Below are 25,882 nucleotides of genomic sequence, written 5' to 3'. Positions count from 1 at the left end.
ATCACGCAACAGACGTGCAGATAAGCACTAATTAAATGTGAGCAATTCATCATGTGGAAAGGATTACATCAGCTGGCAAAGCCTGAACGGCTCTATCAGTTATGCGGTCGGCTGGTGCCGTGGTGCGCCGTGGCCTGCATAGCGAGTTTGCTGCTGGCGTGGGTGTGGGGATTTGGCTATGCACCGCCGGATTATCAGCAGGGCGACAGCTTTCGGATTATGTATATTCATGTTCCTGCGGCAATGTGGTCGATGGGCGTTTACAGCGCCATGGCGGTTGCCGCATTCACCGGCCTGGTATGGCAAATGAAAATGGCCGATCTGGTCTCGGCAGCGATGGCACCGGTGGGAGCTGTCTTCACCTTTATTGCCTTAGTCACCGGTTCTGCCTGGGGCAAACCGATGTGGGGCACCTGGTGGATTTGGGACGCCAGATTAACGTCTGAGCTGGTGCTGCTGTTTTTATATCTGGGCGTTATCGCGCTGTACCATGCGTTTGACGATCGCCGGACGGCCGGACGCGCGGCCGGTGTGCTGATTCTGGTCGGCGTGATCAATCTGCCCATCATTCATTTTTCCGTGCAGTGGTGGAATACCCTGCACCAGGGATCGTCCGGGCTGATGCAGCAGGCGATAGCGCCACCGATGCGCACGCCGCTGCGCTGGGCGATTCTGGGTTACCTGTTGTTGTTTATTACTCTTACGCTACTGCGCCTGCGTAATCTTATCCTGCTAACGGAACGCCGACGTCCCTGGGCGATTGCACTTGCGAACACCAGGAGCAAGTCATGACGCCTGCTTTTGCCTCATGGCATGACTTCTTTGCCATGGGAGGCTATGCCTTCTATGTCTGGCTGGCCGTCCTGTGTACGGTACTACCCATGTTGGGGCTGGCACTGCACGCGCTGCTGTCGCATCGTCGTCTGCTGGCTGACATTCGTCAGCGTGATGCCCGGGAGCGCCGCCTGCGTGCGGCCAGACGTCAACATGCCAGTGAACCGACAGGAGAGGAAAAGTGAATACCCGTCGTCGTCATCGTCTGTATGTTGTGCTGGCGATACTAACCGGACTTGGGCTGGCCACGGCGCTGGTAATGTATGCGCTGCGGTCCAATATCGATCTGTTTTACACGCCGGGTGAAATTATCAATGGCAAAGGCGAAGCGCATATCAGGCCTGAGCCGGGACAGCGCCTGCGCGTGGGCGGCATGGTGATGCCCGGCAGCGTGACACGCGATCCCCAAACCCTGGCCGTCGCCTTTCAGCTTTATGACGGCAGCGCCGTGGTCAGCGTTAACTTTGTCGGCATCTTACCGGACTTGTTTCGTGAAGGTCAGGGCGTCGTAGCCCAGGGCGTTCTTGAACCCGGCAATCTGATTAACGCGAAAGAGGTGCTGGCGAAACATGATGAAAACTACACGCCACCCGAAATTACCATGGCAATGAAGTCCGCACCGCAAGGGCAGGAAGCCATGAAACAGCAGGCAGGGAACACACCATGATGCCAGAAGTGGGCAGTTTTTTACTCTGTCTCGGCTTAGCGCTGGCGCTTCTGCTCAGCGTTTATCCACTGTGGGGCGCATGGCGTCAGGACGCGCGTTTAATGGCAATGGCGCGCCCGCTTGCCGCCGGTTTGTTTGCCTGCATCGCGGGCGCATTTATGCTGCTGGTATGGGCCTTTATCGTTAATGATTTCACCGTCAGCTATGTCGTGAATAACGCTAATACGCTCCTGCCGGTGTATTACCGCATTGCCGCGACCTGGGGCGCGCACGAAGGCTCGTTGCTGTTGTGGGTGCTGCTGCTCAGCAGCTGGACGCTGGCCGTGGCAATATTGAGCCGTGGTATGCCGCAGGACGCGCTGGCCCGTGTGTTGTCAGTGATGGGGATGATTAATCTGGGCTTTTTGCTGTTTATTATCCTCACCTCAAATCCGTTTAGCCGGACGCTCCCCGATTATCCTGTAGACGGTCGCGATCTCAACCCAATGTTGCAGGATATCGGTCTGATTTTTCATCCGCCACTGCTGTATATGGGTTATGTCGGCTTCTCCGTGGCCTTTGCGTTTGCCATCGCCTCGTTAATGGCGGGACGGCTGGATACGGCCTGGGCCCGCTGGTCGCGCCCCTGGACCACCGCCGCCTGGCTCTTTCTCACCATCGGCATTGTGCTGGGTTCAGCCTGGGCTTATTACGAACTGGGCTGGGGCGGCTGGTGGTTTTGGGACCCGGTCGAAAACGCGTCCTTTATGCCGTGGCTGGCGGGCACCGCCTTGATGCATTCGCTGGCGGTCACGGAAAAACGCGGCACCTTCAAAGCCTGGACGGTGTTGTTGGCCATCACCGCGTTCTCACTGAGCCTGCTCGGCACCTTCCTGGTTCGCTCTGGCGTGCTGGTGTCGGTGCACGCGTTTGCCTCCGATCCTGCGCGCGGCATGTTTATTCTGGCATTCCTGGTGATTGTGATTGGCAGCTCACTGCTACTGTATGCCATTAAAGGCGGACAGGTGCGCAGTCGGGTGCAAAATGAACTCTGGTCGCGCGAATCTTTCCTGCTGGGGAATAACGTACTGTTGATTGCGGCCATGCTGGTGGTGCTGCTCGGTACGCTATTGCCCTTAGTGCATAAGCAATTAGGCCTGGGCAGCATTTCGGTAGGCGAACCCTTCTTTAATACGATGTTTAGTTGGTTAATGGCCCCGCTGGCATTGATGCTCGGTATTGGGCCGTTAGTGCGCTGGCGACGTGATGAACCGCAAAAACTGGTGCGCCGTTTGGTGTTAGCGCTGCTCGTCACGCTGATTGCGTCCGTGCTACTGCCCTGGTGGTTGCAGGATCGTGTTGAAGCCATGACGGTGGTGGGATTACTGATGGCGGTATGGATCATCGTGTTGACCCTGATGGAGCTGCATGAACGCGCCACCCATCGTCACCGTTTTTTCACCGGATTACGTCATCTTTCGCGCAGTCACTGGGGCATGGTGCTGGGACACCTTGGCGTTGGCGTCACCGTGATTGGCATTGCGTTCAGTACCCAATACAGCGTTGAGCGCGATGTAAGAATGAAAGCAGGCGACAGCGTCGATATCCATCACTACCATTTTGTTTTTCGTGATGTTCAGGAGTTACAAGGCCCTAACTACAGTGGCGGCGTCGCAGTCATTGATGTTTCTCGCAAGGGCAAGCCGGAAGCCATCTTGTATGCCGAAAAACGCTTTTACTCTGCTGCGCGTACCATGATGACCGAGGCGGCTATTGACGGGGGTTTTACCCGTGATCTTTACGCTGCGCTGGGTGAAGAGCTGAATGACGGCAGTTGGGCGGTGCGTCTTTATTACAAACCCTTTGTTCGCTGGATCTGGTTTGGTGGGCTGTTCATGGCTGTCGGCGGCCTGTTCTGTTTACTGGACCCCCGCTATCGCTCGCGCAAGAAAGCCGATCCTGAGGCGCAGGCATGAAAAAAATTCTGTTTGTTCCGCTGGGATTATTTTTACTGCTGGCAGCCGCCCTCCTGTGGCAACTGTCACGGAATGCTGAAGGGGACGATCCTTCCCGGCTGGAGTCAGCTCTGATTGGCCAGCCCCTGCCCGTTTTCAGGCTGGAGGCGCTGGATAAACCGGGTCAAACCTATAATCAGCAGACGCTGATTACCGGTAAGCCGCTATTGCTGAACGTCTGGGCGACCTGGTGTCCAACCTGCCGTGCCGAGCATCGCTATCTTAATGCGCTGGCAGAGCAGGGCGTCCGTGTTGTAGGGCTGAACTACAAAGACGATCGCCAAAAGGCGGTGACCTGGCTGAATACGCTGGGGAATCCTTATGCGCTCAGCCTGTATGATGGTGACGGAATGCTGGGCCTCGATCTTGGCGTCTACGGTGCACCTGAAACTTTTCTGATTGATGGCAACGGGATTATTCGCTATCGCCATGCCGGTGACCTGAATCCGCGCGTCTGGCAACAGGAAGTGAAGCCGTTGTGGGATAAATATATGAAGGAGAGCGGCGCATGAAATCCCTTGTGATGATGATCTGTGGGCTGCTGTTTAGCGCCAGCCTGTGGGCCGCGATGGATACCTATGCATTTGACTCCGTCGCGCAGGAAGAGCAGTACCGGGACATCACGGCCTCGCTGCGCTGCCCTAAGTGCCAGAACAACAGCATTGCCGACTCCAACGCCATGATTGCGTCAGATATGCGGTTAAAAGTTTACCAACTGATGAAACAGGGACAGAGTCGTCAGCAGATCATAGACTATATGGTGGCGCGCTATGGCCATTTCGTCAGCTACCAGCCGCCTGTCACCCCATCCACCCTGATCTTATGGGCCGGGCCGGCACTGTTTGTGGTACTGGGCGCTGCCGTGATTGTGCTGCGTAGTCGTCAGCGCAAAACCCGCAGCGAGCTTGATGATGAAGAACAGCAGCGCCTGGCGGCGATTCTGAAGTCGGACAGGAAAGTATAATGGCGGTTTTTTTAATCACGATGTTGCTGCTCCTGCTGGCGGCCTGCGTGCTGTTTTTGGCGGCAGGCTGGCGACAACGCGAGGCGCGCGGAGATGCGCGCGACAGCCTTAACACACATTTTTATCAGCAACGGTTGGCTGAACTCACTCAGGATGAAGAACAGGGTGTGATTGCCGATCGGGCCGTGATGGAGCGAGAGTTACAGCAAACCCTGCTCAGTGACATCCCGCCTGCGTCGGAGACCCACGCGCACAGCAGCAGCCGTCGTTGGGTGCTGTTACCCGGCCTTATCGTGTTGATCGTCGTGTCTGTGGCGAGCTATCTCAAAACCGGCGGATTAACGCAGTTGAGTGGCTGGATTCAGATACAGGACGACTATCCGGCGCTGCGCGCGCAGGTCATGGACCCTCATGCCCGGCCGCTTACCCTGGAGCAACTCTCACGTTTACAGCTCGGTTTGCGCAGCCAACTGCAAAGCGAACCTGATAATCCTGGCGGCTGGGCGATGCTGGGCCGTCTTGGTATGGTACTCAATGATGCCACAACCGCCCGGCAGGCGTTTGAGCGAGCACTCCAGTTAGCACCCAACAATATGGCCTTAAAGCAGGATTATGCCGAGGTACTGACGCGATCGGGCGATCCTCAGGATAACCGCCAGGCCGGGCTGTTGCTTAAGGATCTGCTTAAACAGCATCCGCAGAATATCCGCACGCTGAGTCTGCTGGCCTATAATGCGTTTGAACAGCAGCAGTATTCGCAGGCCATAGACAGTTGGGAAACGCTGTTGCACGCGTTGCCGACCGATGATCCTCGTCGCGACGGCATCGCGCGCAGCATTGAACAAGCCAAAACAGACGCCGGGCAGCAAAACACACAACTGGTGGTCGACGTGACACTTTCTCCGCAGGCAGAAAAAATGTTACCGCCGGGCGGAGTCATGTATATTTCGGTTACTGACGGTATATCGCCTGTCCCGGTGGCGGTGAAGCGGATATCGCCCGGCCATTTTCCCGTATCGCTGACGCTGGATGACAGTAATGCTATGTTGCAAGATCGCCGTCTTTCGGCGCAGAAACAGATCCAGGTGCGCGTCAGAATTTCACGCAATGGCCGCGCCAGTCCAGAGCCGGGCGACTGGTTCGGGCTTAGCGCAGTGGTTCCCTGGGATGGTCATCAGCACATTGCCGTGGCGATCGATCAGCAGCAGCCTTAACCGGCTGCTATCTGGCAATGTCTGAATCTGTGAACCGCACGGGAGATATCAGCTATGCTTGCTGCAATGCGCTGATCTACCCGGTGAAACTTGCAGGGTATAAATAACTTACATGCACAGGGAGAAAAAAATGGATCACCGCCTGACCAGCCTGGCCTTGGCCAGTGTGCTTCTGGTTGGTTGTGCCAGTTCAAAGCCTGACGACGACGCGCCTGCAGGGCGTAGCGATCCGCTTGAAGGCTTTAACCGCACAATGTTCAACTTCAACTATAACGTGCTGGACCCGTACGTGCTGCGCCCTGTGGCAGTCGCCTGGCGCGACTACGTGCCCGTGCCTGCACGTGCTGGCCTGAGCAACTTCCTGGGTAACCTTGGCGAGCCAGCCAGTATGGTGAATGCTATCCTGGTCGGCGATCCGCGTAACGCGGGTATCCACTTTACGCGCTTCTTCCTGAATACGGTGCTGGGGCTGGGCGGTTTCATCGATGTCGCCGGTAAAGCCAATCCGGAACTGGCACGTCAGGGATCGCAGCGTTTTGGTACTACGCTGGGTCATTATGGTGTGGGTTACGGTCCTTATGTGCAGTTACCTGGCTATGGGAGCTTCACGGTGCGTCAGGACGGCGGTGACTACGTCGATACGCTTTATCCTGTGCTTGGCTGGTTGACCTGGCCCATGTCGATTGGTAAATGGACGCTGGAAGGCATTGAATCACGCGCGCAACTGCTGGACTCGGATGCCATCCTGAAACAGCAACGCGATCCTTACGCCTTTGTGCGTAGCGCCTATTTCCAGCGCTATGACTTCCTGGCGCGCGGCGGCAAGTTGAAGCCAGAAGATAATCCTAACGCTGCGGCGATTCAGGGCGATCTGAAAGATATTGATTCTCAGTAAGCCACGGCCAGTGAAAAGCCGCCTGTGCAAAGGGCGGCCTTAAGAACGGCGCAGGATGACGTAAGGCTGTTACGCTGTCGTCCTGATAACGTTGATGATCGTTGGACAATAAAAAAGCGACACGCAGTGTCGCTTTTTTTATGCGTCTAGCGCATCAGAACTTGTAGTTAAAGCTCGCGCCATACAGCCAGGCTTTACCGCTGGAGTTAAAGGTATAGTTGCCTTCCTGTACGGTGACTTTCTGACCGTGCATGTAAGACACGCCGACGTCTACCGATGCAGCGTCGTTAAACGCATAAGAGGCACCGGCACTCAGCCACAAACGGTCCTGATCCGGGATAGAGATAGAACGTTTATCTGCCGGAACCGGGCTGTCATCAAAGGCAATACCGCTGCGGAAGGTCCAGTTTTTGTCGTACTGATAGGTGGTACCCAGTGCGATGCGGTAGGCATCATGGAAACCCTCATCTTTGTAAAACAGCGTCTGGCCGTTTGAGCCCGTCGCTTTCAGCTCCTGGAACTGGCTCCAGCTGGTATAGGCCAGGCTATAGTGCACGGCCCACTGCGGTGCCACTTTATGCCAGCCTGAAACTTCCCACATTTCTGGCAGGTTCAGGGTTAGTGACCCCGGAATGGTATTACCGCTTGTGCCAAAAGGTGCACCGGGAAGATTAAAGGCATTGATAGCGGCGGGCAGATTACTTTTGTAATCCCCATCGAAATCGACTTTCACTTCAGAGCGGTAGGTGAAACCGAAACGGTTATTTTCATCCACTTCATACAAAATACCGGCGTTCCAGCCGTAGCCCCATTTGTCACCTTTCAGGCGGGCAATCTGCGTATCAGCCGGAATGCCGAGTGCAGAGAAGGATTCGCCAGCATAACGCTCAATTTTTGCTTTGGCATAAACAGCGTCAAAGCCCACACCGAAGCTGAAATGCTCATTCAGACGATAAGCGGTGCTGAGGTTCAGGTTAGCGGTCATCAGGTCGGTTTTACCGCCGAATCCCCCCGCGGTATAGCCATCGTTAAATTCTGTCGCCAGGCCGTAGTTAGAGGTGGCTGATGCGCCAACCCACCATTGATCGTTAATCGGCTGGACGTAATGCAGGTTAGGGATCCACTGATTGGGGGCGATGTTTTTCGCATCCAGACTGCGTCCCGATGGACTTTGCCCACTGATATCGACCTGAGGATCAATATAAACCGCACCGATTGAAAACTCAGGGCGATCCATGAGTGCCATGGTTGCCGGGTTACGACTGGCTGAGGCCGCCGTATCACCCATTGCGCCTTCGCCAGAATAAGCGCGACCTAAACCAATGGAAGAAAATTCATTTAACTGAAATCCGGCTGCGTAAACGTTAGAGGAAATAAGCGCTACTGCAGCTGCCACGGCTGACTTTGCGAACAGGTTTTTATGGTTCATGACCACAACCTCATGTGAATTATTATTTAACGTTGTGACGTCGCGTAACAAGGAACGGCGGATTGTATGGACTGATGTCAAATGCACATATCAGACCAGTGCGGAGAGTATAGGTCCGACCTGTACACATGTTGCAATATTGTTTTTAAAATATTTCCAATTTGATCGATGAAAATTCGATCTGCTTAACACTTCTCAGGATAAAACGGCAAGCGAGGCAGGATTAAAACTGATCCATATCAAATTTTATTGTGATATTCGTCACTTAGCGCGGTGTGTCTGGCAGCCTGAAAAACGAAGGCGTAAAATTTTTAGCAGAAAATTACCCACCTTATGATGTGTTGTCAGGAGAGACCCATGACTGATGCTTTAAAAAAATGTAGCGCGACAGAAACGGCCGCGTGCTGTTGTGTCGATGTCGGTACGGTGATGGATAATTCGGACTGTACGGCCAGCTGGTCAGAATGGTTTGCCCAGCGTGCCGAGGCGGAAAGTAAACTGGCCCGCCTGACTGAAAAAGCGCGGCAGGTCGAGTCCGAACCCTGCGTTATTCAAGCCAGCATGGTGGAAGAGGCCGACGGCGTGCAGCTTAATATCGATTTCACCTTTAGCTGTCAGGCTGAAACCCTGATTTTCCAACTCGGTTTACGTTAAGACTTTCGACGCCGCTTCTGTGCGGCGTTTTTCTTTTTCGTGTTTCTCATCTCACTTTTCTCCTCCTGATGTTGGCGGCGCCCCGGCTTGTGGTTAACACTGTGGATCAGGTCAGACCTCTTTCGGCAATGATGCCTTGGTCACGATGTACAGGTGAAAACAATGAGCAAAGCGCAGTCACTGCTGACGCGTAATGGCGAGCGCATCGCCATAACCCACGGATTACGTACACCTTTCCTTCGCCAGGCCACGGGATTTCATGGCATCCCAGCGGTCGAGCTGGGCCGCATGGTGATAAGCGAAATCATGGCCCGCAGTGAGCTTCCGGTCGACATCATCGAACAACTGGTCTTCGGGCAGGTGGTGCAGATGCCGGAAGCACCGAATATTGCGCGTGAGATTGTGCTGAGCAGTGGCCTGAGTGTGAATACCGACGCCTACAGCGTCAGCCGGGCCTGCGCCACCAGCTTTCAGGCGGTGGCAAACGTCACTGAAAGCTTACTGGCCGGTACCATTTCTGCGGGCATTGCGGGCGGGGCTGACTCCTCCTCGGTGTTGCCTGTCGGGGTGAGTAAAACGCTGGCGCGTGCGCTGGTGGACATGAATAAAGCGCGCAGCCTTTCGCAGAAGTTACATATTCTACGGCGGTTGCGGCCCCGAGATCTGTTACCGGTGCCGCCTGCGGTCGCGGAATATTCCACAGGATTACGCATGGGTGATACTGCAGAACAGATGGCGAAAACGCACGGCATTAGCCGGGAAGAGCAGGACGCGCTGGCCTTGCGATCGCATCAGCGTGCAGCCCAGGCCTGGCAGTCAGGCGTGCTGAATCAGGAAGTGATGGCCGCTTTTGTGCTGCCGTGGAAAACGCCCATTGAACAGGATAATAATGTGCGCATGGACGCGAAAGCCGCCGACTATGCCCGACTGCGTCCGGCGTTTGACCGTCAGCACGGTACTGTCACCGCGGCAAACAGCACGCCGCTTACCGACGGTGCGGCGGCGGTCATCTTGATGCGTGAAGGCCGGGCAAAAGAGCTCGGGTTACAGCCGCTGGGCTACTTACGCAGCTATGCGTTTACCGCTATCGACGTCTGGCAGGACATGCTGCTAGGGCCGGCCTATGCTTCACCTTTAGCGCTGGATCGCGCCGGAATCACGCTAAGTGATTTAACCCTGATAGATATGCACGAGGCGTTCGCGGCGCAGACGTTAAGCAATTTAAAAATGTTCCGTGATGAACGCTTTGCCCGGGACGTGTTAAACCGTCCGCATGCGCTGGGCGAGGTCGACGAGGCGCGCTTTAACGTCTCGGGCGGATCGATCGCCTTTGGGCATCCCTTTGCCGCCACCGGTGCGCGCATGATCACCCAGACGTTAAATGAATTACGCCGCCGGGGCGGGGGGCTGGGTTTAGTCACGGCCTGTGCCGCCGGGGGTTTAGGTGCAGCAATGGTTCTGGAGGCCGAATAATGGAACAGAGCGCTTTCACATTACAGATGCGGGACGATCACGTTGGCGTTATCACCATTGATGTGCCAGATGAAAAGATGAATACGCTAAAGGCGGAGTTTGCGGCACAGATTGCGGCGATCATCGCGCAGGCGCGCAAGAACCCGCAGTTGCTGGGGCTGGTGCTGATTTCCGGCAAGCCTGACAACTTTGTTGCAGGTGCCGATATCAGCATGATCGATCGTTGTCGAAACGCCCATGAGGCGGAAGCGCTGGCGAGACAAGGACAGGAGGTGATGGCCGCTATCGCAGCCTTACCTTTTCCGGTGGTGGCAGCGATCCACGGTGCCTGCCTGGGCGGTGGTCTTGAGCTGGCGCTGGCCTGTAACACGCGCATCTGCTCGCTGGATGATAAAACCCGCATCGGCCTGCCGGAGGTACAGTTGGGATTACTGCCGGGCTCGGGCGGTACCCAGCGTCTGCCTCGCTTAATCGGCGTGCAGAAAGCGCTACCGCTCATTCTTACCGGTAAAAATCTGCGAGCAAAACAGGCGAAAAAGCTGGGCATTGTGGATGATGCCGTGCCGCAGGCCATTCTGCTGGATACCGCCATTGCGCAGGTAAAAAAAGGAAAATTCCGCAGAGCGCCGCTGCCATTGCGCGATCGACTGCTGCAAGGCCCGGTGGCTCGCCAGGCGCTTTTCGCGCTGGTCAGGCGTGAAACCGACCGTAAAACGCAGGGAAACTATCCTGCGGCACAGCGCATCATCGAGGTGGTACGCATCGGCCTGGAGCAGAACAGCCAGGCCGGTTATGCCGCCGAGGCACGCGCGTTTGGCGAGCTGGCGATGACGCCCGAGTCGGCCGCCCTGCGCAGTCTGTTTTTTGCCTCAACAGCGCTGAAGAAAGAGAACGGGACCCGTGCCGAACCACGACTCATCCAGCGGGTTGGGGTTTTGGGGGGCGGACTGATGGGCGGCGGGATCGCCAGCGTCAGCGCCATGAATGCCGGGTTGCCGGTGCGCATCAAAGACATCAGCCTGCAAGGCATCAATCATGCGCTGCAAACCAGTTGGGCGCTGCTCGGTAAAAAAGTGAAACGTCGGCAGTTAAGTCCGGCGCAGCGTCAGCAGCAGATGGCACGCATCAGCGGCGGCACGGATTATCAGGGTTTTGCTCACCGCGATATGGTCATTGAGGCGGTGTTTGAGGATCTGGCGCTTAAAAGGCAGATGGTGGCCGACGTCGAGGCGCATTGTCAGCCTGATACGATCTTTGCGTCTAACACGTCATCGCTCCCTATTGCGGAGATTGCCGCGACGGCCCAGCGTCCGCAGAACATCATCGGTCTGCATTACTTTAGTCCGGTAGAAAAAATGCCGCTGGTGGAGGTGATTCCGCATGCGACAACCTCACCTGAAACGCTGGCCAGCACGGTCACGCTGGCACGAAAACAGGGTAAAACGCCGATAGTGGTGGCGGACAAACCGGGCTTTTACGTCAACCGTATTCTGACGCCTTACATCAATGAAGCCATGCGCTGTGTGGTGGAAGGGGAGCCGATCGATCACATCGATCGGGCACTGGTGAAGTTTGGTTTCCCGGTCGGGCCCGTTCAGTTGCTGGATGAAGTGGGGATTGATGTCGGCAGTAAAATCTCTCCGGGGTTACAGCAGGCTTATGGCGAGCGGTTTGCTGCGCCTTCTGCGCTGGATGCGGTGATTCAGGATGGACGCAAAGGGCGTAAAAACGGTAAGGGGTTTTATCTGTATGGATCATCGCGATTCGCGCGCAAAAAAGTCGATCCCGCGGTGTACAGCTTATTGAAGCGTAAACCGGTGAAGACGCAGAGTGGCGCGCAGATTGCCGAGCGTTGTGTGTTGATGATGTTAAACGAAGCGGTGCGCTGTCTGGATGAGCAGGTTATTCGCTCGCCGCGGGACGGTGATATCGGTGCCGTGTTTGGCATTGGCTTTCCGCCGTTCCTGGGAGGGCCGTTTCATTACATTGACAGGCTGGGCGCAGCAGAGGTTGTGAGCAGATTAACGCGGCTTGAGCAGCAATACGGTGACCGTTTTGCGCCCTGTGACGCACTGCTGCGCGCGGCGGAACAGCAGACAAAGTTTTACACTTCTTCATAAATACGAATACCCATCCTGATTCAGGGGGTTAGAAACGCGCCGCACAAGCGTGAGGCGCTACACGAATCTGACAGGTGCTTATTTAATAAACAACCGGTTGACTATACTGAAGTCATTAGGGTACAACACGACGTTCATTCGCAGAATGAAGCGCCTGACGCGAATGCATCAGGCGATGTCGACAAACTACAGCGGTGCTTTATGCAAGTTTTTATCATGCGTCACGGCGATGCGGCTCTTGAGGCTGCCAGTGATTCGGTCAGGCCTTTAACGCTTTGTGGATGTGACGAATCACGTCAAATGGCAAACTGGTTAAAAGGTCAGTCTGTTGACATTGAACGTGTACTGGTCAGTCCTTATCTGCGTGCGCAGCAAACGCTCGCCACGTTTCGTGAGGCCTTTCCTTTGCCAGACGGTGAGGATATTTTGCCGGAACTCACGCCCGGCGGCGATCCCGGTCTGGTGGGATGCCATTTGCAGGCGCTGGCCAATGAAGGAGTGAAATCGGTGCTGGTGATCTCTCACTTACCGTTGGTGGGATACCTGGTGTCGGAACTGTGCCCCCAGGAAACACCGCCAATGTTTGCCACTTCTGCAATCGCCTGCGTTGACTTCGATCCCGCTGAAAGCCAGGGCACATTGCTGTGGCAGATTAGCCCGAAAAAACTGGCGAAAGCCATGTAATGATGTCGGGCCATAAAATGGCCCGAACATGCATGAATCCTCAACGGAACAACCATCCCGTCAGGCTTTTCCCGAACAGATTACGCAATCACAAAACGTGATACCGAGCCTGCCAGCGTTTGTGCCTGGTCATGAAGCGCACTGGCCGCCGCAGAGGACTGTTCCACTAACGCCGCGTTTTGCTGCGTCACGTTATCCATTTCAACGATAGCCACGCCCACCTGCGCAATGCCGCGGTTCTGCTCTTCAGATGCCTGAGAAATCTCGTTCAGTATCTCTGTCACATTGCTGACTGAGGTAACGATTTCACCCATGGTGTTGCCTGTCTGACTGACCAGTTGCGAACCCGCGCTGATACGGGCAACCGAATCCTGAATCAGCGTTTCGATTTCTTTCGCGGCTAACGCGCTGCGCTGCGCCAGGTTTCTCACTTCACTGGCGACGACGGCAAAACCCCGACCCTGTTCGCCGGCCCGTGCCGCTTCGACCGCAGCGTTCAGTGCCAGAATATTGGTCTGAAACGCGATGCTGTTAATCACGGAGGTGATCTCCGAGATTTTTCCTGAGCTGGCAGAAATTTCATTCATCGTGCTGACCACGCTGGTAACCAGTTGTCCGCCACGGCTGGCCGTGTCGAAGGTTTCCTGCGCCAGTCTGCTGGAATGATGAATATTATCGGCATTCTGTTTTACGGTGGATGTCAGCTGCTCCATGCTGGCTGCCGTTTGCGCAAGGGCGGCCGCCTGACTTTCCGTTCGCGCAGACAAGTCATTATTCCCGGAGGCGATTTCTGCCGACGCCTGACTCACGCTGGTGACGCCGCTGCGGATACCGCTGATAATCCGGCGCAGTTCATCACTCATTTCACCTACCGCATGCATGAGTTCGCCCAGTTCATCCCGGCGAGAGGTGTGCATCACGGTGCTGAGATCGCCACGTGCCATTTGTCGGGCAATATGCAGAAGCTCAGATAAGGGACGCGTCAGCTGGCGGGTAATAAACAGCGCAATAAGAATACCCGCAATGATGGCACCAATAACAATGGTCGCCATCAGCCAAACGGCTTGTCTGGCATCGTGATTAGTGGCGTCCAGCTGTTGGGTGAACAACGCATTGCTCATATCGGTCAGGGTTTTGCCTGCTGCCGCCAGTTCGGCTGTTGCCTCTTCGCCCGCTTTTACCGAGGCCATCATCGCGCTGATATCCGCTTGTTTTGTCACGAGCTGTTCACTGATTTTGTCGATTGCTGCAGCGTCTGCGGGGTTAAGCCGAGATTTGATCTGCGCAATAAGTCCGACGGTTTCAGTGAGGAAGCTGCTGAGCACATTGCGATCTTCATCTTTATGCTCAAGGCCAAAGAGTTTCACCCGCACCGCTACGCCGCTCAAATGCTTATTGATCTCCTGCAACGCGGCGGCGGTCTGCGCGTCACCGTTATTGCTTGCGGCGAGCTGACCAATAGCACGCATCTCATCAGCCACGGAGAGATTCGTCAGCGCCTGCGTACCGTCACGGACGGCCTGCACGGTACCGGCCCGTTTCTGCCGGTAAGTGGCAATGGCCGACGGCATCGCGGTAATCATTGCCTGCTGACTGTCATCCCAACGAAAAACGCCCAGGTTTTTCAAGTTCTGATCTACCTCTTTCAGCATGTCTTCGTTCAGAACGATGAATTTTTCATCATGTGTTTTAACGAATTGCAGGCGGGCATCTTTGGCCTGTGAAAACCGGTCATTGACGCTTTTAAGCTCCCTGAGCTTTTCGGCCCGCACGCTAATGTCATTCAGATTTTTAATGCCGCATATCGCGACAGCCAGACTCAACAATAAAATAAGCCCAAAACCGAGCATGAGCTTTTTGCCCACTTTTAAATTCTCAAAAAAATTACTCAACCCGCTCATTCAAAAAGTTCCCTTGGTCAATGTGCCAATAATGTTCAAACGTAATATGCCTAAATGCCTGAACGTTATCGGCAGCGGGAAAATTGTATTCAGTATAAATAGTTTCTTAAGCAAATAGTCTGCGTCAGCCTGAACAGAAACCAGCAGAACGCCAGGCCAATAAGGGACGGAATGACGCGTGATCAGGGAAGAAGGTGTAACGCAGTGGCGCGGATTCCCCCGGCAAAGGGGGAACAAGCGGGACGGCAGGGCAAGGGGCTTAAGACGTTTTTCTGCCTGAATATCAAGGCAGTTCTGGCGGTTGCCACTCTTCAATTTCAATAAGGACTAATAACGCGGCATCGCCGCCAAACATTTTGGGTGCCTGGTGAAAGGCCATCACCCAGGGATGCTGGGCCAGCCACAGTGGCGTTTGTTGCTTTAAAATATGTTTACCATGTCCGGTCATCACGCTGGCACAAAAAAGGTGTTCGCGACGACAGGCGGCAATCAACGCGCCTAACTCCTGCTTGGCTTGCATCTGGGTCAGCCCGTGCAGATCAAGAAAAATCTCTGGCGTGTAGTCACCCCGGCGCAGCTTCTTCAGTTCAAAATGGCTCACGTCGGCACGAACATAGCGCGTTGCCCCTTCAGTGGACAGCAGCGGCTGGAATTCATCTGAAAAGTAGTGGCTGTTATCCGCTTGTTCAGACAGCAGTCTTTTTATCGGGACTTCCCGGGTTTTCACTGCCGGTTTGTGCACGATAGTGTCTTGTTTTAATTGACGCGTGCCCGTCATCAACTGGCGAAACAGCGCTTGATCATCCTGGCTCAGGGGGTTTTTTTTACTCATTATTCGTAAATCATATCTGAGGTGGCTGATTAACAGCAGAAGCCGATACCTTACCGTTAACCGTCATTAATTGTCAGCTTTTTCACCTTGCCGCGCTGAATTCTCCTCGGCTTCGTGGCAAACTATCGGCCGATTTAGTAAAAGGCCTGCGGAGGGCTACGTGGACAAAATTTTCGTCGATGAGGCAGTGAATGAACTGCACACCATTCAGGATATGCTGCGCTGGTCGGTAAGCCGCTTTACCGCTGCCGGAATCTGGTACGGACACGGCACAGATAATCCCTGGGACGAAGCTGTCCAGCTGGTTCTGCCCACGCTGTGGTTACCCTTAGATATCCCGGAAGATATGCGTAACGCGCGCCTGACAGCCAGCGAACGCCATCGCATCGTCGAGCGCGTCATTCGCCGCGTGAACGAGCGTATCCCGGTCGCCTATCTCACCAACAAAGCCTGGTTCTGCGGCCATGAGTTTTACGTTGATGAACGCGTTCTGGTGCCTCGTTCACCGATTGGTGAACTGATTGAAAACCGCTTTGCCGGTTTAGTGACGGAAAAACCGCGTCATATTCTGGACATGTGTACCGGCAGCGGCTGTATTGCGATTGCCTGTGCCTATGCGTTCCCGGAAGCTGAAGTCGATGCGGTGGATATTTCTCATGATGCGCTGGCGGTGGCCGAGCAGAATATTGAAGAGCACGGTCTGATGCATCACGTGACGCCGATTCGCGCCGATCTGTTCCGCGAACTGCCGCCGGTACAGTACGATCTGATCGTGACTAACCCGCCTTATGTTGATGCGGAAGATATGGACGACCTGCCGAGCGAATATCAGCATGAACCCGAACTGGGTCTGGCTGCGGGCAGCGACGGGCTTAAACTGGTGCGCCGCATCCTCGCCTGCGCGCCGGGCTATTTGAGCGAACAGGGCGTGCTGATTTGCGAAGTGGGTAACAGCATGGTGCATATGATGGAGCAATATCCTGACGTGCCTTTCACCTGGCTGGAGTTCGACAACGGCGGTGACGGCGTCTTTATGCTCACCCGTCAGCAGATCGTTGATGCACAGCACCATTTCTCATTTTATAAAGACTAAAAGGGTGGGCGAACTTTCGCCCGTCAAACCGTAACAAGGAATCTCAATGGCCGGAAACAGCATCGGACAGTTCTTTCGCGTCACCACGTTTGGTGAATCTCACGGTATTGCCCTGGGCTGTATCGTTGATGGCGTGCCGCCGGGCATTCCGTTAACCGAAGCCGATATTCAGCACGATCTTGATCGTCGCCGTCCGGGAACGTCGCGCTACACCACCCAGCGCCGTGAGCCGGATCAGGTGAAAATTTTGTCCGGTGTCTTTGACGGCATCACCACCGGTACCTCGATTGGCCTGCTGATCGAGAATACCGATCAACGTTCGCAGGATTACGGTGCCATCAAAGACCTGTTCCGTCCGGGCCATGCGGATTACACCTATGAGCAAAAATACGGCACGCGTGACTACCGTGGCGGTGGCCGTTCATCGGCACGCGAAACCGCGATGCGCGTGGCGGCCGGCGTGATTGCTAAAAAATACCTGCAGATGAAGCACGGTATCCTGGTTCGCGGCTATCTGGCGCAGATCGGCGACGTTGCCTGCGAACTGAAAGACTGGAGCATCGTTGAACAGAATCCCTTCTTTTGCCCGGATGCCGACAAGCTGGAGGCGCTGGATGAACTGATGCGCGCCCTGAAGAAAGAAGGGGATTCGATTGGGGCCAGGGTCACGGTTATGGCGGAAAATGTCCCACCAGGCCTGGGCGAACCGGTTTTTGATCGCCTGGATGCTGACCTCGCGCATGCGCTCATGAGCATTAACGCGGTGAAAGGTGTGGAAATCGGCGACGGTTTTGCCGTAGTGAATCAGCGCGGCAGTCAACATCGTGATGAAATCCGCGCTACCGGTTTTCAGAGCAATCATGCAGGCGGTATCCTCGGCGGCATCAGCAGCGGCCAGACGATTAGCGCGAATCTGGCCATGAAACCGACCTCCAGTATTACCGTACCGGGTAAAACCATCACCCGCGATGGCGAGGAAGTGGAGATGATCACCAAAGGTCGTCACGATCCTTGTGTGGGCATCCGTGCCGTACCCATTGCAGAAGCCATGATGGCGATCGTGCTGATGGATCATCTGCTGCGCCAGCGCGCACAGTGCGGTGAGGTTAACTCGACGGTGCCACGTTGGTGAGCCTATGAAAATCTTGCTGATGGTGAGTGCGCTCCTGCTGAGTGCCTCCAGCCTGGCGGCAACGCCGTGGCAACGTATCCAGCACCCTGTTGCGGGTGAGCCCAATGCGATTGGGGGCTTTGCCAACGGCTGTATCGTGGGTGCCCAGGCGTTGCCGCTTAACTCGCCGGATTATCAGGTCATGCGCCAGGATCAGCGCCGTTATTTCGGTCATCCCGATCTGATCCTGTTTATTCAGCGCCTGGCGACCCAGGCACATAACCTCCAACTGGGAAACGTGCTGATTGGCGATATGGGCATGGCGGCAGGCGGGCGCTTTAGCAGTGGACATGCCAGCCACCAAACCGGGCTGGACGTCGATATTTGGCTACAACTGCCTAAAACCCGCTGGAGCGCGCAGCAACTCCTTAAACCGCAGCCGTTGGATCTCGTCACCGCTGACGACAAGAACGTGGTGGCGCGTCACTGGCAGCCTGAAATCGATAGCCTGATCAAACTGGCGGCGAAAGATGAGGATGTGACACGTATCTTCGTCAATCCGGCGATTAAAAAGCAGCTTTGTGCTGATGCGGGTAGCGATCGCGGCTGGCTTCGAAAAGTGCGTCCCTGGTTTGCGCATCGCGCGCACATGCACGTCCGCTTGCGCTGTCCTCAGGGCAGCACCGAGTGTGAAGAGCAGGCCCCACCGCCTGCGGGTGATGGCTGTGGAGCCGAACTTCAGAGCTGGTTTTTGCCCAAACAGCCTGGTTCTGCGCCGGTGAAACGTGAGCCACCGCCGCTGCCTGCGGCCTGTCAGGCACTGCTGGATAAACATTTACTGTAAGGGTTCCCATGGAATGGTTCGTTGTCAGCCCGCTGTTGGTTGTGCTGCTATTTTTTATTGCCCTGCTGGCTGGGTTCATTGACTCGATTGCGGGCGGCGGCGGACTGTTAACGGTTCCCTCTTTGCTGGCTGCCGGGCTGTCACCGGCGCAGGCGCTGGCGACCAACAAGCTGCAATCGGTCGGCGGATCTTTCTCATCCAGCCTCTATTTTGTCCGGCGCGGGGCCATCCGACTCAGCGAGCAGCGGCTGAATATCGCCATGACCTTTTTGGGGTCGATTGGCGGGGCCATTCTCATCCAGCACCTGCAGGCTGATATGCTGCGTCAGGTGTTGCCGCTGCTGTTAATCGCTATCGGCATGTGGTTTCTGCTGATGCCACGTATCGGTGAAGAAGACCGCGTTCACCGTCTGCAGGGGCTGCCTTTCGCCCTGATTGGCGGTGGCTGTGTCGGCTTTTATGACGGTTTTTTTGGGCCGGGTGCCGGCTCATTCTACGCACTGGCCTTCGTTACGCTGTGCGGCTATAACCTGGCAAAAGCCACCGCGCACGCCAAGCTGCTTAACTTCACCTCCAACTTTGGTAGCCTGCTGTTTTTTATATTTGGTGGCAAAGTGGTGTGGGGCACAGGGCTTATCATGATGCTGGGGGCATTTTGTGGCGCCCGGCTGGGTGCAAGGCTGGTGCTGGCACGTGGACAAAAGCTGATCCGCCCGATGGTGGTAATCGTTTCGGCGGTCATGAGCGCCAAACTGCTCTGGGACAGCCACGGCAGTGAATTGATGGCCTGGCTGACCACGCTGAATCTGTAATACTTTTACGTGATGACTTAATGACAACAACTCATAACTACGAACAGCTGATCGCGCTGTTTGATGATTGCTTTAGCCACGACTTTCAGACCCGTCTAATTAAAGGCGATGACGAACCGATCTATCTTCCTGCGGATGACGAATCGCCATGGAATCGGGTGGTGTTTGCTCATGGATATTACGCCAGCGCGTTACATGAAATTTCGCACTGGTGCATCGCGGGTGAAGCCCGGCGCAAGCTGGTGGATTTTGGTTACTGGTATTGTCCGGATGGTCGCGACGCGCAAACGCAAAGCCAGTTCGAAGCGGTAGAGGTTAAGCCGCAGGCGCTGGAATGGATGTTTTGTGTGGCTGCAGGCTTTCCCTTCAACGTCAGTTGTGACAATCTCGAAGGAGATTGTGAGCCAGATCGCATTGTGTTCCAGCGAAAGGTTCATGCCCAGGTCATGAACTACCTGGCGTCGGGTATTCCTGCCCGTCCCGCACGCTTTATTTCAGCCCTGGCTGACTATTATGGCAGGCCTTCTCTGACCGCATCGCAATTTCCCTGGCCGGACGATTTGTGATGCAGAAGGGACTTAATAACAGAGGAATGATGAGATGATCGCAGAATTTGAGGCACGTATTCTGGCCCTGATTGACGACATGGTTGAGCACGCCAGTGACGATGAGCTATTTGCCAGCGGTTATCTGCGTGGCCACCTCACGCTGGCAGTGGCGGAAGTGGAACGCCTGGACGAACACACGCCGCAAGCGTTACAGATCCAGGTGACACGAAGCCTGCAAAACGCTATCGCCGCCGGAGAATTATCGCCCCGGGATCAGGCGCTGGTGATTGGTATGTGGGATAACCTGTTTTTACAGGCCCGCCAGCAGTCTGCCTGAATGCACGGGGCGGTACGCCGCCCGTGCTAGTTCCCCGCTTTTTTGCCCTTCAGCAATTTTCTTACCCAATAACGATTTGGATTGAGCGCTGCCAGCGTGCTGGCATCCAGCGGCTGGGGTTCGCCGCTGAGCTGAGCTGCCAGCACTTCTGCCGCCAGGGGCGCACTGCACAATCCACGTGAGCCAAGCGCGCCAAACACATAAAGCCCTGAAAAATACGGTGCCGTTTCGCTTTCTGCTTCGCGGGTGCGTTGCTGTGCAAGATCCGCATAGGTGGCAAGCGTCGCCGCGTAATCCGGCACGCTGCCCACCATGGGCAAATGGTCCCGGGTGGCGCAGCGCACGCCATTGCGCGCCTCGCCCTGGCTGACGTCCACTTCATCCACCCACCTGCTGTGGGGCAGGCAGTGCTGCAGACGGCTGCGGTTTTGCTGCTGGTCATCTTCACGGTAGGCCGTCGACGTATCGCCACGGTGATAACTGGCGCCGATACAGTGCGTCCCAAACTGTGGGCTGGCTGGGGTGAGATAACCGTCATAACAGAGCACCGTTTTCAGCGCCGATAACGCGGGTGAAGCCGGAATATGACTGACCTGGCCGGCGACCGGATAAACCGGCAGCGAGTCGGTCTGGGGCAGATGGGTAATCGCATGACCGTTGGCCAGCACCACAGCCTGGTGGCAGGTGGCGGGTTGTTCACTGAAGGTCAACTGCCAGCCTTGCGAATGCGGCTCCAGCGCGGTGACGCGGTGCAGCCAGTGAACACGCAATCCGAGTCGTTCACCGTGGGATAACAACGCAGAGGTCAATTCGGCCGGGGCTAACCAGCCACCCAGCGGATAAAAGATGCCGCCACAATCCAGCGCCACGTTGGCCAGTGCCTCCGCCTCGTCGCGATTGACGCTGTAAGCGACCTCAGCCGGTAAGGCCATCTTCAGCATCTGCGCAATCTTGCTGGCACTTTTCTCGTCCCAGCCCAACTGTAATACACCGCTCCAGTCATGTTCGTAAGGGAGATCGAGTGCGTCATACAGGCGACGGGCGAAACTGAATGCAGCAGGAAAGAAGCTGGCCAGCGCGGGATCGTGCTGATTCAGCAGGGGATACAGCGCGCCCTGGCGATTACTGGACGCGCCCAGAGCGGGTGCCTCATCGGCACAGTAGAGCGTTACCTGAAAGCCCCGGCGCAGCAGCGCAAGGGCCAGCGTGGCGCTTGCCACGCCGCCGCCAATCAGGGCAACCTCCTTGCCGGACAGCGCAGGGCGCGCATACCAGGGCTGGCGATGCGCCAGCGCGGGTGCGGTCTCAAGCGAACCGCACAGCATTTCCCGTTTTGGCCCGAACCCTTTACGCCGGGTCACCGCAAAGCCCGCCTGTTGCAAACCGCGCCGCACAAAACCCGCCGCCGTAAAGGTCGCGAAGGTGCCACCCGGCCGCGCCAGTTTTGCCATCGACTGGAACAGGTCAGGCGTCCACATATCGGGGTTTTTCGACGGCGCAAAGCCATCTAAAAACCAGGCATCGACCTGACGATGCAGACTGTCATCAAAATTATCAATTAGCGCATTAATATCGCCTAACCACAGATCCAGCGTGATGCGGCCCGAATCAAATAACACACGTTGGCAGCCCGGCAGTGCCAGGGGCCACTGGCGCTGAAGTTGTTCAGCCCAGGGGGCCAGTTCGGGCCAGTGCTGATGCGCCGCCGTCAAATCGGCCTGGGTCAGCGGAAATTTTTCAAAGCTGATGAAATGCAGTCGTTTTAAGGCCGCATCAGGATGGTGGCGCTGAAAGGAATCAAAGGCTTGCCACAGCGTCAGAAAATTAAGGCCTGTGCCGAAACCGCTTTCGGCAACAATCAGCAGATCGCGTGGATGCTGATGAAAGCGTTGCGGGAAATCATTGCCACCCAGAAAGACATACCGCGTCTCTTCCAGACCGTTGTCATTGGAAAAATAGACGTCGTTAAACGCTCGGGAAACAGGTGTACCCTGTTCGTTCCAGCTCAGTTGGGCGTGTTCAACCTGGGGCAGTTTCACAGTAAAGGCTCATTTTTCAGGGAGTGTCAGGATTTTATCGGTCGACGTGACATGACGCAAATTTACAAAAGGAAATGGCTGATCGGACTTGTTCGGCGTACAAGTGTAAGCTAGAGTGCTCGTCAAATAACAGAAGTGGTGAGGATGATTGAATGAAACGTGCTGTGATTACTGGCTTAGGGATCGTTTCCAGTATTGGTAATAACCAGCAAGAGGTGCTGGCATCTCTGCGTGAGGGCCGCTCAGGCATCACTTTTTCCCAAGAGATGAAAGATTCCGGCATGCGTAGTCACGTCTGGGGTAACGTTAAACTCGATACCACTGGCCTCATCGATCGCAAAGTTGTGCGTTTTATGAGTGATGCGTCCATCTATGCTTACCTCTCTATGGAAGAGGCTATCAAAGATTCTGGCCTGAGCAACGAGGCTTACCAGAACAATCCACGCGTTGGTCTGATTGCAGGATCTGGCGGAGGTTCCCCACGTTTTCAGGTTTTTGGTGCGGATGCCATGCGCAGCCCACGCGGTCTGAAAGCGGTAGGCCCTTATGTGGTGACCAAGGCGATGGCGTCAGGCGTTTCAGCCTGTCTGGCTACGCCGTTTAAGATCCACGGCGTAAACTATTCGATCAGTTCAGCCTGTGCGACTTCTGCGCACTGTATTGGTAACGCGGTTGAGCAGATTCAGCTGGGCAAACAGGATATTGTTTTTGCGGGCGGCGGCGAAGAGCTGTGCTGGGAAATGGCCTGTGAGTTCGATGCAATGGGCGCACTGTCTACGCGTTACAACGAGACGCCAGAAAAAGCCTCACGTACCTATGATAACGAACGCGATGGCTTCGTCATTGCGGGCGGCGGCGGTATGGTCGTGGTTGAGGAACTGGAGCATGCACTGGCACGTGGTGCGCACATTTACGCTGAAATCGTAGGTTACGGCGCAACCTCAGATGGTGCAGACATGGTCGCGCCATCGGGTGAAGGCGCAGTGCGCTGCATGAAGATGGCGATGCACGGCGTGGACACGCCAATCGACTACCTGAACAGCCACGGTACTTCTACCCCGGTCGGTGATGTCAAAGAACTGGGCGCGATTCGTGAAGTGTTTGGCGACAACACGCCGTACATTTCTGCCACCAAAGCGATGACCGGCCACTCCTTAGGGGCGGCGGGCGTGCAGGAAGCCATCTACTCGCTGCTAATGCTGGAGCACAGTTTTATTGCCCCAAGCATCAATATCAGCTCGCTGGATGCGGCGGCAGAAGGCATGAACATCGTGACGCAGCCGACAGAAAAAACGCTGACCACCGTGATGTCTAACAGCTTTGGTTTTGGTGGCACCAACGCCACGCTGACCATGCGCAAATACCAGGCATAACGCTGGACTAAAACGTCATGTTGCACTTAGCATGACGTGAACCCTACGAAAAGGTCGGCGCTTGCCGGCCTTTTTTACGTTGGGATTGCCACTCAGCCACTGTTGCGTGATGAGCCTGCTGAAAGCAGCCTGACCAGCTTGTCGCACCCGGCCACAATCTCATCGGGCGTTAGCGCCGCAAAGCCTAAAATCCAGCCTTGCTGAGGTGCGCTATCGCTGTACAGTGGGCTGAGTCGGGGCAGTAATAAACTCACCTTTGCCGCCTGTAACGTTAAGGCGGCATCGTCGCCCTGCACCAGCGCAACGGTTGTCTGCAATCCACCCGGGCAGGGAAACGGCCTGAGCCATGGCGCCAGACGCTGGGCTAGCTGCTCCAGCAGGCGATCGCGACGGCTGTGATAAAGCTGGCGCATCAGCCGCAAGTGGCTGGCAAAATGCCCCTGCTGCATAAATTCTGCCGTTACCGCCTGCGGCAGCAGTGCGCTATGCCCGTCCAGCAGGCTGCGCGCCCGGCCTAAAGGTGCCACCAACGGGCCAGGCACCACCATCCACGCCAGACGCAGCGAGGGAAACAGCGATTTCGAAAAGGTTCCGAGGGTAATGACCCGGCTATCGTTGTCGAGCGCGTGCAGCGCAGGCGCAGGGCGATCGTCATAGTGAAACTCGCTGTCGTAATCGTCCTCAATCAGCCAACTGCCGTGACGACGTGCCCAGTCCAGCCAGGCGAGACGGCGCGGCAGGCTTAAGGACACGCCGGTGGGATATTGATGCGAAGGGGTCAGATACATCAGTTTTGCGGAACCGGGTTGGGGAACCGCACCCTCGGCATCCACCTGAATACCGCGCACTCTGGCCCCCGCAGAAAGAAAGGCATTACGCGCCCCCGCATAGCCCGGCTCTTCCATCCAGATCTCATCACCCGCATCAACCAGCATTAGCGCCAGCAGCTGCAGCGCCTGTTGTGAACTGGTTAAAATAATCACCTGATCAGCCTCGCACTGCACGCCACGTGACAGAGCCAGATAGTCAGCAAGCGCGCGGCGCAGTGGCAGATAACCCAGCGGATCGCCGTAGCCCATCACGTCAGGGCCAGCGGTGCGCTGAACGCGGGCGGTTAACCGCCGCCAGAGAGGATGAGGAAAGGCACGTAAATCCGGCGAACCTGCCGCAAACGCATAGGGAAAGGGCGCATCCTGACAGCCGCCCGTTGCCAGCATCTGCTGGCCGCGCTGTGAGAATGTCGCCATGCGGTTGGCGCGCACGCGGGGCGAACTGCCCGGCAGCGTGATGGCGACGAAGCTGCCGCGACCGGATTCCCGCCGCAGGTAACCTTCACTTTCAAGCTGGGCGTAAGCGGCTTCAACCGTGACGCGCGACAGCGCTAAATCGGTTGCCAGCTGACGCGTTGAGGGCAGTTTCTGCCCGACCTGAAGGTGCGCGGTTTCAATCCACTGACGAAGTGTGGCGCACAGGCGGTCGCGCAGACCACCGGTTGCCTGATGATGAAACAATTGCAGCAGCGGCGACGTCATAATGGTCTTATCACCTTGTTGAAAGCGGTATTATTCAGTAGGCCACTTTGCCGTAAACTGCCTGTCTGTCACAACAGGAGAAAAAAGAATGTCATCTGTTTTAGGTTTTCCCCCGGCGTTACCGCAGCAGAGCGTTGCATATCTGCAGGCCAAACTGGCTTATTACACCGATGCCTGGGATCTGGCTGACGATCTGGCCCACCAACGGCAGGGGATTGTCGTGATCGATGCCCGTCAGGTGGAAGCCTGGCGGGCAGGCCATATCAGCGGCGCGGTAAACTTCCCTCATCGGGAAATCAATGAAGCCAGCACGGCTTCTCTGGATCGCGACCTGCTCTATGTGACTTACTGCGATGGCATCGGCTGTAATGGCTCAACCAAAGCGGCGTATCAACTGGCGTTACTGGGATTTAAAGTCAAAGAACTGATTGGCGGGCTGGATTTCTGGAAGCGAGACGGTCATCCGATGACATGGGGCGATGAGGCGGGCGAATGGCCGCAGACAGCTTCTGCGGCATCCTGTGGGTGTTAA

Annotated in this window: 25 protein-coding genes; 20 read left to right on the top strand and 5 right to left on the bottom strand. The window is 55.9% G+C overall.

Annotated features, from left to right (window positions below; translation table 11 throughout):
- Positions 1–51: 51 nt before the first annotated feature.
- The 8 genes from FBY13_RS09245 to mlaA all read left to right on the top strand — a co-directional run bounded on the left by FBY13_RS09245 (position 52) and on the right by mlaA (position 6,568).
- Positions 52–792, top strand: coding sequence for a heme ABC transporter permease (locus FBY13_RS09245; RefSeq protein ID WP_145394005.1), 741 nt, complete (start codon positions 52–54; stop codon positions 790–792).
- Positions 789–1,019: a heme exporter protein CcmD gene (gene ccmD, locus FBY13_RS09240; protein WP_063880362.1), complete on the top strand. Its 231-nt coding sequence runs from the start codon at positions 789–791 to the stop codon at positions 1,017–1,019. The genes FBY13_RS09245 and ccmD overlap by 4 nt, the downstream gene beginning before the upstream one ends.
- On the top strand, positions 1,016–1,501 hold the full coding sequence (ccmE, locus tag FBY13_RS09235) for a cytochrome c maturation protein CcmE (protein ID WP_145394004.1): 486 nt from the start codon (positions 1,016–1,018) through the stop codon (positions 1,499–1,501). The genes ccmD and ccmE overlap by 4 nt, the downstream gene beginning before the upstream one ends.
- Positions 1,498–3,456: a heme lyase CcmF/NrfE family subunit gene (locus FBY13_RS09230; protein WP_145394003.1), complete on the top strand. Its 1,959-nt coding sequence runs from the start codon at positions 1,498–1,500 to the stop codon at positions 3,454–3,456. The genes ccmE and FBY13_RS09230 overlap by 4 nt, the downstream gene beginning before the upstream one ends.
- Complete coding sequence (locus FBY13_RS09225; protein WP_063880359.1) at positions 3,453–4,007, top strand: DsbE family thiol:disulfide interchange protein; 555 nt, start codon at positions 3,453–3,455, stop codon at positions 4,005–4,007. The genes FBY13_RS09230 and FBY13_RS09225 overlap by 4 nt, the downstream gene beginning before the upstream one ends.
- Positions 4,004–4,459 (top strand): cytochrome c-type biogenesis protein, encoded by a 456-nt coding sequence (locus tag FBY13_RS09220; RefSeq protein WP_109717632.1) that lies wholly within the window; start codon positions 4,004–4,006, stop codon positions 4,457–4,459. The genes FBY13_RS09225 and FBY13_RS09220 overlap by 4 nt, the downstream gene beginning before the upstream one ends.
- Positions 4,459–5,673 carry a c-type cytochrome biogenesis protein CcmI gene (ccmI, locus tag FBY13_RS09215; RefSeq protein WP_145394002.1) on the top strand — a complete coding sequence of 405 codons (1,215 nt, stop codon included), beginning with the start codon at positions 4,459–4,461 and terminating at the stop codon, positions 5,671–5,673. The genes FBY13_RS09220 and ccmI overlap by 1 nt, the downstream gene beginning before the upstream one ends.
- A 130-nt stretch (positions 5,674–5,803) precedes the next feature.
- Positions 5,804–6,568: a phospholipid-binding lipoprotein MlaA gene (gene mlaA, locus FBY13_RS09210; RefSeq protein ID WP_063880356.1), complete on the top strand. Its 765-nt coding sequence runs from the start codon at positions 5,804–5,806 to the stop codon at positions 6,566–6,568.
- Positions 6,569–6,722: 154 nt separating this feature from the next.
- On the opposite strand, the gene fadL is transcribed toward mlaA, so the two are convergent.
- Positions 6,723–7,997 carry a long-chain fatty acid transporter FadL gene (gene fadL, locus FBY13_RS09205; protein ID WP_063880355.1) on the bottom strand — a complete coding sequence of 425 codons (1,275 nt, stop codon included), beginning with the start codon at positions 7,995–7,997 and terminating at the stop codon, positions 6,723–6,725.
- A 357-nt stretch (positions 7,998–8,354) separates the two neighbouring features.
- On the opposite strand from fadL, the gene FBY13_RS09200 reads away from it, so the two are divergent.
- The 4 genes from FBY13_RS09200 to sixA all read left to right on the top strand — a co-directional run bounded on the left by FBY13_RS09200 (position 8,355) and on the right by sixA (position 12,928).
- Entirely contained in the window at positions 8,355–8,651 is a 297-nt protein-coding gene (locus tag FBY13_RS09200; protein ID WP_145394001.1) for a YfcZ/YiiS family protein, read from the top strand.
- A 162-nt stretch (positions 8,652–8,813) separates the two neighbouring features.
- A complete protein-coding gene (gene fadI / locus FBY13_RS09195) occupies positions 8,814–10,124 on the top strand; it encodes an acetyl-CoA C-acyltransferase FadI (protein ID WP_145394000.1) in 1,311 nt (436 codons plus the stop codon).
- Positions 10,124–12,244 carry a fatty acid oxidation complex subunit alpha FadJ gene (fadJ, locus tag FBY13_RS09190; RefSeq protein ID WP_145393999.1) on the top strand — a complete coding sequence of 707 codons (2,121 nt, stop codon included), beginning with the start codon at positions 10,124–10,126 and terminating at the stop codon, positions 12,242–12,244. The genes fadI and fadJ overlap by 1 nt, the downstream gene beginning before the upstream one ends.
- A gap of 201 nt (positions 12,245–12,445) precedes the next feature.
- Positions 12,446–12,928 (top strand): phosphohistidine phosphatase SixA, encoded by a 483-nt coding sequence (gene sixA / locus FBY13_RS09185; RefSeq protein WP_063880351.1) that lies wholly within the window; start codon positions 12,446–12,448, stop codon positions 12,926–12,928.
- 80 nt (positions 12,929–13,008) lie between these two features.
- Here sixA and FBY13_RS09180 read toward each other — a convergent pair whose 3' ends face one another.
- Together FBY13_RS09180 and smrB are read right to left on the bottom strand one after the other, a co-directional pair.
- Positions 13,009–14,829: a methyl-accepting chemotaxis protein gene (locus tag FBY13_RS09180; RefSeq protein ID WP_145393998.1), complete on the bottom strand. Its 1,821-nt coding sequence runs from the start codon at positions 14,827–14,829 to the stop codon at positions 13,009–13,011.
- A 283-nt stretch (positions 14,830–15,112) separates the two neighbouring features.
- Positions 15,113–15,661 (bottom strand): endonuclease SmrB, encoded by a 549-nt coding sequence (gene smrB / locus FBY13_RS09175; protein ID WP_096010914.1) that lies wholly within the window; start codon positions 15,659–15,661, stop codon positions 15,113–15,115.
- A gap of 160 nt (positions 15,662–15,821) precedes the next feature.
- On the opposite strand from smrB, the gene prmB reads away from it, so the two are divergent.
- Genes prmB through FBY13_RS09145 form a run of 6 tightly spaced genes read left to right on the top strand, consistent with a single transcriptional unit; the run spans position 15,822 to position 20,406 of the window.
- The gene (gene prmB / locus FBY13_RS09170; protein ID WP_096010913.1) at positions 15,822–16,754 is read left to right on the top strand and encodes a 50S ribosomal protein L3 N(5)-glutamine methyltransferase; all 933 of its coding nucleotides are present in this window, start codon (positions 15,822–15,824) and stop codon (positions 16,752–16,754) included.
- A 46-nt stretch (positions 16,755–16,800) separates the two neighbouring features.
- Complete coding sequence (aroC, locus tag FBY13_RS09165) at positions 16,801–17,886, top strand: chorismate synthase (protein WP_063880347.1); 1,086 nt, start codon at positions 16,801–16,803, stop codon at positions 17,884–17,886.
- A 4-nt stretch (positions 17,887–17,890) separates the two neighbouring features.
- Positions 17,891–18,709 (top strand): penicillin-insensitive murein endopeptidase, encoded by an 819-nt coding sequence (mepA, locus tag FBY13_RS09160; RefSeq protein ID WP_096010911.1) that lies wholly within the window; start codon positions 17,891–17,893, stop codon positions 18,707–18,709.
- A gap of 8 nt (positions 18,710–18,717) precedes the next feature.
- On the top strand, positions 18,718–19,521 hold the full coding sequence (locus tag FBY13_RS09155) for a sulfite exporter TauE/SafE family protein (protein WP_063880345.1): 804 nt from the start codon (positions 18,718–18,720) through the stop codon (positions 19,519–19,521).
- Between the two features lie 20 nt (positions 19,522–19,541).
- A complete protein-coding gene (locus tag FBY13_RS09150; RefSeq protein WP_063880344.1) occupies positions 19,542–20,087 on the top strand; it encodes an elongation factor P hydroxylase in 546 nt (181 codons plus the stop codon).
- A gap of 34 nt (positions 20,088–20,121) precedes the next feature.
- On the top strand, positions 20,122–20,406 hold the full coding sequence (locus tag FBY13_RS09145) for a YfcL family protein (RefSeq protein ID WP_063880343.1): 285 nt from the start codon (positions 20,122–20,124) through the stop codon (positions 20,404–20,406).
- 26 nt (positions 20,407–20,432) lie between these two features.
- Here the strand turns inward: FBY13_RS09145 and mnmC are convergent, their stop codons facing one another.
- Positions 20,433–22,445 carry a bifunctional tRNA (5-methylaminomethyl-2-thiouridine)(34)-methyltransferase MnmD/FAD-dependent 5-carboxymethylaminomethyl-2-thiouridine(34) oxidoreductase MnmC gene (mnmC, locus tag FBY13_RS09140; RefSeq protein ID WP_145393997.1) on the bottom strand — a complete coding sequence of 671 codons (2,013 nt, stop codon included), beginning with the start codon at positions 22,443–22,445 and terminating at the stop codon, positions 20,433–20,435.
- 152 nt (positions 22,446–22,597) lie between these two features.
- On the opposite strand from mnmC, the gene fabB reads away from it, so the two are divergent.
- Positions 22,598–23,818, top strand: a complete 1,221-nt coding sequence (fabB, locus tag FBY13_RS09135; RefSeq protein WP_063880341.1) for a beta-ketoacyl-ACP synthase I — start codon at positions 22,598–22,600, stop codon at positions 23,816–23,818.
- Between the two features lie 92 nt (positions 23,819–23,910).
- Here the strand turns inward: fabB and FBY13_RS09130 are convergent, their stop codons facing one another.
- Positions 23,911–25,350, bottom strand: a complete 1,440-nt coding sequence (locus FBY13_RS09130) for a PLP-dependent aminotransferase family protein (protein ID WP_145393996.1) — start codon at positions 25,348–25,350, stop codon at positions 23,911–23,913.
- Between the two features lie 88 nt (positions 25,351–25,438).
- Between FBY13_RS09130 and FBY13_RS09125 the strand changes: the two genes are divergently transcribed.
- Positions 25,439–25,882: a rhodanese-like domain-containing protein gene (locus tag FBY13_RS09125; RefSeq protein WP_063880339.1), complete on the top strand. Its 444-nt coding sequence runs from the start codon at positions 25,439–25,441 to the stop codon at positions 25,880–25,882.

It is taken from the genome of Pantoea sp. SJZ147, assembly GCF_007828605.1.
GTDB lineage: Bacteria > Pseudomonadota > Gammaproteobacteria > Enterobacterales > Enterobacteriaceae > Pantoea > Pantoea allii.
The sequence above is the reverse complement of the archived record's forward strand: the minus strand, read 5'-3'. Positions and strand labels throughout refer to the sequence as shown.

Coding starts and splice junctions, on each gene's coding strand:
- ccmD (WP_063880362.1), top strand. CDS start 789: ATGACGCCTGCTTTTGCCTCATGGCATGACTTCTTTGCCATGGGAGGC.
- FBY13_RS09230 (WP_145394003.1), top strand. CDS start 1,498: ATGATGCCAGAAGTGGGCAGTTTTTTACTCTGTCTCGGCTTAGCGCTG.
- fabB (WP_063880341.1), top strand. CDS start 22,598: ATGAAACGTGCTGTGATTACTGGCTTAGGGATCGTTTCCAGTATTGGT.
- FBY13_RS09150 (WP_063880344.1), top strand. CDS start 19,542: ATGACAACAACTCATAACTACGAACAGCTGATCGCGCTGTTTGATGAT.
- FBY13_RS09130 (WP_145393996.1), bottom strand. CDS start 25,350: ATGACGTCGCCGCTGCTGCAATTGTTTCATCATCAGGCAACCGGTGGT.
- ccmI (WP_145394002.1), top strand. CDS start 4,459: ATGGCGGTTTTTTTAATCACGATGTTGCTGCTCCTGCTGGCGGCCTGC.
- FBY13_RS09180 (WP_145393998.1), bottom strand. CDS start 14,829: ATGAGCGGGTTGAGTAATTTTTTTGAGAATTTAAAAGTGGGCAAAAAG.
- fadL (WP_063880355.1), bottom strand. CDS start 7,997: ATGAACCATAAAAACCTGTTCGCAAAGTCAGCCGTGGCAGCTGCAGTA.
- FBY13_RS09125 (WP_063880339.1), top strand. CDS start 25,439: ATGTCATCTGTTTTAGGTTTTCCCCCGGCGTTACCGCAGCAGAGCGTT.
- FBY13_RS09220 (WP_109717632.1), top strand. CDS start 4,004: ATGAAATCCCTTGTGATGATGATCTGTGGGCTGCTGTTTAGCGCCAGC.
- FBY13_RS09225 (WP_063880359.1), top strand. CDS start 3,453: ATGAAAAAAATTCTGTTTGTTCCGCTGGGATTATTTTTACTGCTGGCA.
- FBY13_RS09200 (WP_145394001.1), top strand. CDS start 8,355: ATGACTGATGCTTTAAAAAAATGTAGCGCGACAGAAACGGCCGCGTGC.
- fadJ (WP_145393999.1), top strand. CDS start 10,124: ATGGAACAGAGCGCTTTCACATTACAGATGCGGGACGATCACGTTGGC.
- sixA (WP_063880351.1), top strand. CDS start 12,446: ATGCAAGTTTTTATCATGCGTCACGGCGATGCGGCTCTTGAGGCTGCC.
- smrB (WP_096010914.1), bottom strand. CDS start 15,661: ATGAGTAAAAAAAACCCCCTGAGCCAGGATGATCAAGCGCTGTTTCGC.
- mepA (WP_096010911.1), top strand. CDS start 17,891: ATGAAAATCTTGCTGATGGTGAGTGCGCTCCTGCTGAGTGCCTCCAGC.
- FBY13_RS09245 (WP_145394005.1), top strand. CDS start 52: ATGTGGAAAGGATTACATCAGCTGGCAAAGCCTGAACGGCTCTATCAG.
- FBY13_RS09155 (WP_063880345.1), top strand. CDS start 18,718: ATGGAATGGTTCGTTGTCAGCCCGCTGTTGGTTGTGCTGCTATTTTTT.
- FBY13_RS09145 (WP_063880343.1), top strand. CDS start 20,122: ATGATCGCAGAATTTGAGGCACGTATTCTGGCCCTGATTGACGACATG.
- mlaA (WP_063880356.1), top strand. CDS start 5,804: ATGGATCACCGCCTGACCAGCCTGGCCTTGGCCAGTGTGCTTCTGGTT.
- fadI (WP_145394000.1), top strand. CDS start 8,814: ATGAGCAAAGCGCAGTCACTGCTGACGCGTAATGGCGAGCGCATCGCC.
- aroC (WP_063880347.1), top strand. CDS start 16,801: ATGGCCGGAAACAGCATCGGACAGTTCTTTCGCGTCACCACGTTTGGT.